We start from the raw sequence: 7,318 nt of genomic DNA on the forward strand, positions 1-7,318 counted from the left end.
CCCGCTGCGGGCGGCCTCCCGGCCGACCTCCACCCCGCGCCACACTCCCCAGACCACACTGCACAGCAGACTCAGGCCCAGCAGTGTGGCCGCGGCGATCAGCAGATCGAGAAAGAACCCTGCAACCGGCGAACCGGCCTGGCGGATACCCGCTGCGGAGCGTGCAACGGCGGGAGCGGGCGGAAGCGGGGGCAGGGCGGACATCGCGATCCTTGGCAGAGCGGTAAAAAAAACGGGCGCTGCGCGATGCAACGCCCGTCTTGGGACTGGTGGGTCAGATATCCAGGTTCATGACCTTCAGCGCGTTGTCCTCGATGAAGTCGCGACGCGGTTCCACCACATCGCCCATCAGGGTGCTGAAGATCTGGTCGGCCGCCACCGCATCTTCGATGCGGACCTGCAGCAGACGCCGGGTATCCGGATTCACCGTGGTGTCCCACAGCTGTTCCGGGTTCATTTCACCCAGGCCCTTGAAGCGCTGGATCTGGCGGCCCTTCTTGGCTTCCTCCAGCAACCAGGCCTGGGCCTGGGCAAACCCGCTGACTTCGGCCGATTTGTTGCCACGGCTGATCCGTGCGCCTTCCCGTACCAGACCGTGCAGCAACTGCGAGGCCTTGTGCAGGGCGCGCAGTTCCCCCGATTCGAACGCCGCCAGCGGCAGCACCTGGATCAACTCCTCGCCCATGTGGCGACGGGTGACCAGTAACGCGGCCGGACGCTGTTCGGTGGGTTCCTGCAGTTCCAGCGTGTAGCGCGGCGTTCCCAGGCTGCCCCGGTTCAGGTGCTTGGCCAGTGCATCCAGGCCTTCGTCCTCGCCCGCGGTACGCAGGTGTTCCAGGTCCATCGGCGTGAAATCGACAAGCGCTTCGAGCAGGCTGCGGTCGTAGCGATGGGCATTGCGGTCGATCGCGTCCTGCGCCGCCGCGTAGGCCAGCAGCAGACTTTCCAGCGCCACGCCTTCGATCGGCGGCTCACCATTGGCCGGAATCAACGCGGCGTTTTCCACCGCGCTGTTGGCCAGATAGGCATCCAGTGCCGGGTCGTCCTTCAGGTACAGCTCGGTTTTGCCCTGCTTGATCTTGTACAGCGGCGGCAGGCCGATATACACGTAACCGCGCTCGATCAGCTCCGGCATCTGCCGGTAGAAGAACGTCAACAGCAGCGTGCGGATATGCGCGCCGTCGACGTCGGCGTCGGTCATGATGATGATCTTGTGGTAACGCAGCTTGTCCGGGTTGTACTCGTCGCGGCCGATGCCGGTACCCAGCGCGGTGATCAGCGTGCCGACCTGGTCGGAGGCCAGCATGCGGTCGAAGCGGGCACGTTCCACGTTGAGGATCTTGCCGCGCAGCGGCAGCACCGCCTGGTTCTTGCGGTTGCGGCCCTGCTTGGCCGAGCCACCGGCCGAGTCACCCTCGACGATGAACAGTTCCGACAGGGCCGGATCCTTTTCCTGGCAGTCCGCCAGCTTGCCGGGCAGGCCGGCGATATCCAGCGCACCCTTGCGGCGGGTCAGATCGCGCGCCTTGCGCGCGGCCTCACGGGCACGGGCGGCATCGACGATCTTGCCGGTGATGGCCTTGGCTTCGTTCGGGTTTTCCTGCAGGAACGCTTCCAGCCGCTGGCCGAAGGCGTTTTCCACCGCCGGTCGCACATCCGAGCTAACCAGCTTTTCCTTGGTCTGGCTGGAGAAACTCGGGTCTGGCACCTTCACCGAGAGCACCGCGATCATGCCTTCGCGCATGTCATCACCGGTCAGGCTGATCTTGGCCTGCTTGGCGATGCCGTTCTGCTCGATATAGTTGCTCAGCACCCGGGTCAGCGCGCCGCGGAAACCGGCCAGGTGGGTACCGCCATCCTTCTGCGGGATGTTGTTGGTGAAGCAGTACATCGTTTCCTGGTAGGAATCGGTCCACTGCAGCGCCACTTCCACGGTGATGCCGTTGTGCTCACCGGTCACCGCGATGACGTTGGGGTGCAACGGGGTCTTGAGCTGCGCCAGATGCTCCACGAAGCTCTTGATGCCGCCCTCGTAGTGGAAGTCGTCGCGCCGGCCTTCGCCACGCTCATCGACCAGAACGATCTTGACGCCGGAGTTCAGGAACGACAGCTCGCGCAGGCGGCGCGCCAGGATTTCGTAATGGAATTCGACGTTGTCGTGAAACGCCTTGAGCGAGGGCCAGAAACGCAGGGTCGTGCCGCGCTTGCTGCTGGCTTCGAGCTGCCGCAGCGGGCCGCACGGAGCGCCATCGGCGTATTCCTGCTGGTAGTGGAAACCGCCCTGGTAGATGTCCAGCAACAGCTTCTGCGACAGCGCGTTGACCACGCTGACACCGACGCCGTGCAGACCACCGGAGACCTTGTAGCTGTTGTCATCGAACTTGCCGCCGGCGTGCAGCACGGTCATCACCACCTCGGCGGCGGAGACTTCGCGGCCCAGCTTGGCGCTCATCTGCTCGTGCTTGCCGGTCGGAATACCGCGCCCGTTGTCCGAGACCGCGACCGAGCCGTCGGCGTGGATCGTGACCGAGACCTGGTCGGCGTGACCGGCCAAGGCTTCGTCGATGGAGTTGTCGACCACCTCGAACACCATATGGTGCAGACCGGTGCCGTCATGGACGTCACCGATGTACATACCAGGACGCTTACGGACAGCCTCCAAGCCCTCCAGGGCGGTAATGCTGTTGGCGTCGTAGTTGCCGTTGTTTGCCGGGGTGTTCTGTTTTTCAGTCATTGCGCTTGCCGTAGGCTCCGCAGGTCGTACGCCCGCCATCATGGCCGGGTACGAGAGATAGGGGATTGCCGCCAAATTATACCAGCCGGGCCCTTGAGCGCCCGGGACGGTCAATCGAGCCGCTGAACCACGCCATGTTCCACGTGGAACCGGGTCGGCGCGGTGGGGGAATCTGCCAGCGCTGCCGGCGGTTCGGTGGCAGTGATGAACACCTGCGCCGGGGTCTGCGCCAGCCATCCCAGGACGCGCTGCTGGTGTCTGCCGTCCAGCTCCGATGCCAGATCATCCAGGGCGATCACCGGCCATTCGCCCCGCTGGTCCGCGTAATCCTCGCTTGCGCCAACAGACACGCCAGCGCGGTCAGCTTGGCCTGCCCGCGGGACAACGCGTCCCGGCCCGGAATCTGGGAAAATCGGGTACTCCAGTCGGCCCGATGCGGCCCGACCGAGGTGTAGCCGGCCATCCGGTCACGATCCCGGCCAAGCAGCAGTGCGTCGGCCAGGGCCATTTCCTGGCGGCGCCAACCCGGTTGCAGCTCCAGCGCCTGCAATTGCAGGGACGGCGCCAGGTCGGCGGCGATCCGGATGGCCCGATCCTGCAAGCGTTCCAGGTAGTGCTGGCGGCGGGAGGTCAGCGGAGTACCGGATTCGGCCAGCTCGTGATCCCACGCATCCAGTGCCGTGGCGCTGGCCCCGCTTTTGAGCAGGGCGTTGCGTTGCTTCAGCGCCCGTGTGTAGCGTCGCCAAAGCGGAAGGAAGTCGGGTTCCACGTGGAACAATCCCCAATCCACGAAGCGCCGGCGCGGTTCACTGCCGCCACTGATCAACGCATGGCTACCCGGTTCGAACGTGACCACCGCCAGGGCCGCGCACAGCGTTCCCAGTTGCGAGACGTCTTCGCCATCCAGACGGCCTCGCCAGGTATGGCCGCTATGGGCTAGCCCGGCACGACGCCGCTGTCCGGCACTGCCCGCAGGGCCCCGCTCCTCCCATTGCACGAACACATCCAGCCTTCGGCCTGTTTCTGCACCAGACCGTCACGTACCCGCCCGCGGAAACTGCGGCCATAGGCCATCAAGTGCAATGCCTCCAGGAGACTGGTTTTTCCGGCGCCATTGTCACCGGTGATCAGGTTGATGCCGGGGCGGGGGGCCAGTTCCACGGAATCGAACCGGCGAACACGGTTCAGGGCCACACGGACGATATGCATTGACGCTCTGCTGAAAAACCCGATGCCGCTGCGCCATCCGCAACGAACAGAGGCTCAGCTTAAAGCATCTGGCCCTGCCCCCCGTGCGTTCTGCCCGCGTCACCGGCAGGACGGAATGGCGAGCCCCCCAAATTCCTTGAAATCTGAAACGCCGTGGCGGGAATATCCGTGCAGATTTCACGAAATCACAGCCCAATCCGGGCAAGGACAGAACGGGGCACAAGGCTTGTGTATAAGTAGGGCAACCTGTGGATAAAAACAGCTCTTTTGCCCCTGTCGCGACTTATGCACAGCTATCCACAGGCTAGATCCCGGGTTCTACAGGGGGTTTCAATGCCATTAAATCCATATAAAACAGCAACTTGATAGAGTTCTACATGAAATCTGCCCCTACCATCACCACCAAGCTTTTGATTTATCTTCTAATTTAAAAGCTTTGATAGAAGCGAAAAGCGCCTCCAGCCTGCAGCAACCAGGCGTGTAACTGCTTTCCTGGGCGCAACGTCTTTGCTGCCTGATTTCACGGGTCCCAACCCACGGCACGCGCTACAGGAAAGCGCGTGCCGCCTCGCGAGCAGAGGAACTCGATCGCGGCGTTTCTCCGGCTCGTCGGCTACAACGACTGACCAGAAAAATTTCCACGACAAGGGATATCACCACGTTCCACGGGGAATGCGTTGTGCTTGATGCAAGCAAACTGCAGGCCTTGGGAAGCTGGCTGCCTTGACGTGGTCAGCCTGAAATCCAGCGATCACCAATGAGCACGAAAAACGCAAAGAAAAAGCCCGGCGATGCCGGGCTTTTTCGTGTTCCACGTGGAACATCGGTCAGAGGCGCAGCGGCATCACCACGTGACGCGACTTCTCGCTGCTGGCTTCACGCACCAGGGCCGAGGAGTTTGAATCGCGCAGCTGGATCACCACGTGCTCGTCGCGCAACGCCGACAGCGCATCCAGCAGGTAGTTGACGTTGAAGCCAATGGCCAGATCACTGACCGTGGTATCGGCTTCAATCTCTTCCTGGGCTTCTTCCTGCTCCGGGTTGTGCGCGCTGATCTTCAGCTGGCCCGGGCTCACTTCCACGCGCACGCCGCGGTACTTCTCGTTGGACAGGATCGCCGCACGCTGCAGGGAAGCGCGCAGGGTTTCACGCTCGACTTTCACTTCCCGATCGGCGCCGATCGGAATGACGGCTTCGTAGTCCGGGAAACGGCCATCGATCAGCTTGGAAGTGAAGGTCACATCGTCGCGTTTGACACGCACGTGGCTGCGGCCGACTTCCAGCTCGACTTCGCGCTCGCCGCCTTCCAGCAGACGCTGCAATTCGGTCACGCCCTTGCGCGGCACGATGATCTGGCGCTTGGCTCCGTTGCTGTTTTCCAGCGCGGTTTCACACAGCGCCAGACGGTGGCCATCAGTAGCCACGCAGCGCAGCGTCTTGTCGCGCAGGTCGAACAGCAGACCGTTGAGGTAATACCGCACGTCCTGCTGCGCCATCGCGAACGCGGTGCGTTCGATCAGTTCCTTCAGTGCCGCTTCCGGCACCACCACGCGCTCGGTGGCTTCCACTTCATCCACCGACGGGAAGTCGTTGGCCGGCAGGGTGGCCAGCGTGAAACGCTGCGCCCGGCCTGCACGGTGATCTTGTCACTGGTCTGCGAGACCGTGATACGGCTGCCATCGGGCAGGGCGCGGATGATTTCGAACAGCTTTCGCGCCGGAATGGTGGTTTCGCCGTCCTGGGCATCGTCAACGGCGATGCGGGAGACCATTTCCACTTCCAGATCGGTACCGGTCAACGACAACTGGCCCTCTTGGACCTGGACCAGGAAATTGGCCAGAACCGGCAGAGTCTGGCGGCGTTCTACCACGTTGACGACCTGGGCCAACGGCTTGAGAAAGGCTTCGCGCTGCAGTGTGAAACGCATGTGGTTTCGTGCCCCTATGCTTTAAAAGATGTGGTTTAAATCAAAAGCTTGGTGGTGATGGTAGAGCCAGATTTCGTTTAAAACACACCTAAGTGTTTGTTATTCAAAGGTTTTCAATGCCTGAAACCCTCTGTATTACTGACCCCGAGCAGGGGGATGAACCTGTGGATAGATTTGCGCCTGAAATAACCGGCCTTTTTATCCACAGATTCTCCCGTGCTTACCCCGGAATGATGCACCGTTTTGTGCGATGACGCCCGCTTGGTGTGCAGGCATCATTGCCGGACTTCCAGCAACGACACGACGGCGGCTACCGGTGGTGAATGAGGTGATCAACCCACGCAAGTCCGCGGCCGGCGCAGCCGCTCGGCCACTCACTCGCTGAGCTTGCGGATGAGTTTGTCCCAGTCCTCGCGCAGCTTGCCGTCGGTTTCCATCAGATGCTTGATCTGGCGCACCGCGTGCAGCACGGTGGTGTGGTCGCGGCCGGCAAAGGCATCGCCGATTTCCGGCAGGCTGTGCTCGGTCAATTCCTTGGTCAACGCCATGGCCACCTGGCGCGGACGGGCCAGCGAGCGGGTGCGGCGCTTGGACAGCAGATCTTTCATCTGCAGGCCGTAGTAGTCGCCGACCACCTTCTGGATGTTGGGAATGCTGATGGCCTGCTGCTGGGCACGCAGCAGATCGCGCAGGGTTTCCTGGGCGAATTCGGTGGTGATCGCCCGGCCGGTGAAATTGGCGCGGGCGGTGAGCGTATTGAGTGCGCCTTCCAGGTCGCGGACGTTGGAACGCATCTTCTTGGCGATCAGGAACGCGACATCATCGGGGATGTCAGCGCCACGTTCGCGGGCTTTTGCCAGCACGATCGCGGCACGGGTTTCGAAATCCGGCGGCTCGATCGCCACCGACAGGCCCCACGCCAGCCGCGATTTCAGGCGGGCTTCCAGGCCTTCGACTTCGCGCGGATAGCGGTCGCAGGTCAGGATGATCTGCTGCTTGCCGTCGAACAATGCGTTGAAGGTGTGGAAAAACTCCTCCTGCGTGCGGTCCTTGCCGGCAAAGAACTGGATATCGTCGATCAGCAGCGCGTCCACCTGCTGGAACTGGCGCTTGAACTGGTCCATGGTCTTTTCCTGCAGCGCCCGGATCATCGCGCTGAAGAACTGTTCCGAGCGCAGATACAGCACCTTGGCGGCCGGATTGGCCTGGCGCATCGCATTGCCGGCGGCAAACATCAGGTGGGTTTTGCCCAGACCGGTGCCGCCGTACAGCAACAGCGGGTTGTGCGCGCGGTCGCCGGGTTTCTGCGCGGCCTGGAAGGCGGCGGCCAGACCCAACTGGTTGCTGCGGCCTTCGACGAAGTTGGCAAAGGTGTAATGCGAATCCATGTTGCCGTTGAACGGCACCACCGGCGCGGCCGGGGCCGGCGCGCTGGCCACGGGAGCAGC

2 protein-coding genes and 3 pseudogenes are annotated in these 7,318 nt (G+C 62.6%); all 5 read right to left on the reverse strand.

Annotation, left to right across the window (positions count from 1 at the left end; all coding sequences use genetic code 11):
• Nucleotides 1-204: pseudogene (locus JCM9942_RS08315) on the reverse strand (CPBP family intramembrane glutamate endopeptidase); the annotation flags it as partial.
• 70 nt (nt 205-274) lie between these two features.
• Nucleotides 275-2,734, reverse strand: a complete 2,460-nt coding sequence (gene gyrB / locus JCM9942_RS08320; protein WP_054658984.1) for a DNA topoisomerase (ATP-hydrolyzing) subunit B — start codon at nt 2,732-2,734, stop codon at nt 275-277.
• 110 nt (nt 2,735-2,844) lie between these two features.
• Nucleotides 2,845-3,943, reverse strand: a pseudogene (gene recF, locus JCM9942_RS08325) (DNA replication/repair protein RecF).
• Nucleotides 3,944-4,770: 827 nt separating this feature from the next.
• Nucleotides 4,771-5,870: pseudogene (dnaN, locus tag JCM9942_RS08330) on the reverse strand (DNA polymerase III subunit beta).
• A 374-nt stretch (nt 5,871-6,244) separates the two neighbouring features.
• Nucleotides 6,245-7,318, reverse strand: a 1,074-nt coding sequence (gene dnaA, locus JCM9942_RS08335) for a chromosomal replication initiator protein DnaA (RefSeq protein ID WP_054658985.1), incomplete at its 5' end; no start/stop codon positions are given.

It is taken from the genome of Stenotrophomonas pictorum JCM 9942, assembly GCF_001310775.1.
In the GTDB taxonomy this organism is placed as follows: Bacteria; Pseudomonadota; Gammaproteobacteria; order Xanthomonadales; family Xanthomonadaceae; genus Stenotrophomonas; species Stenotrophomonas pictorum.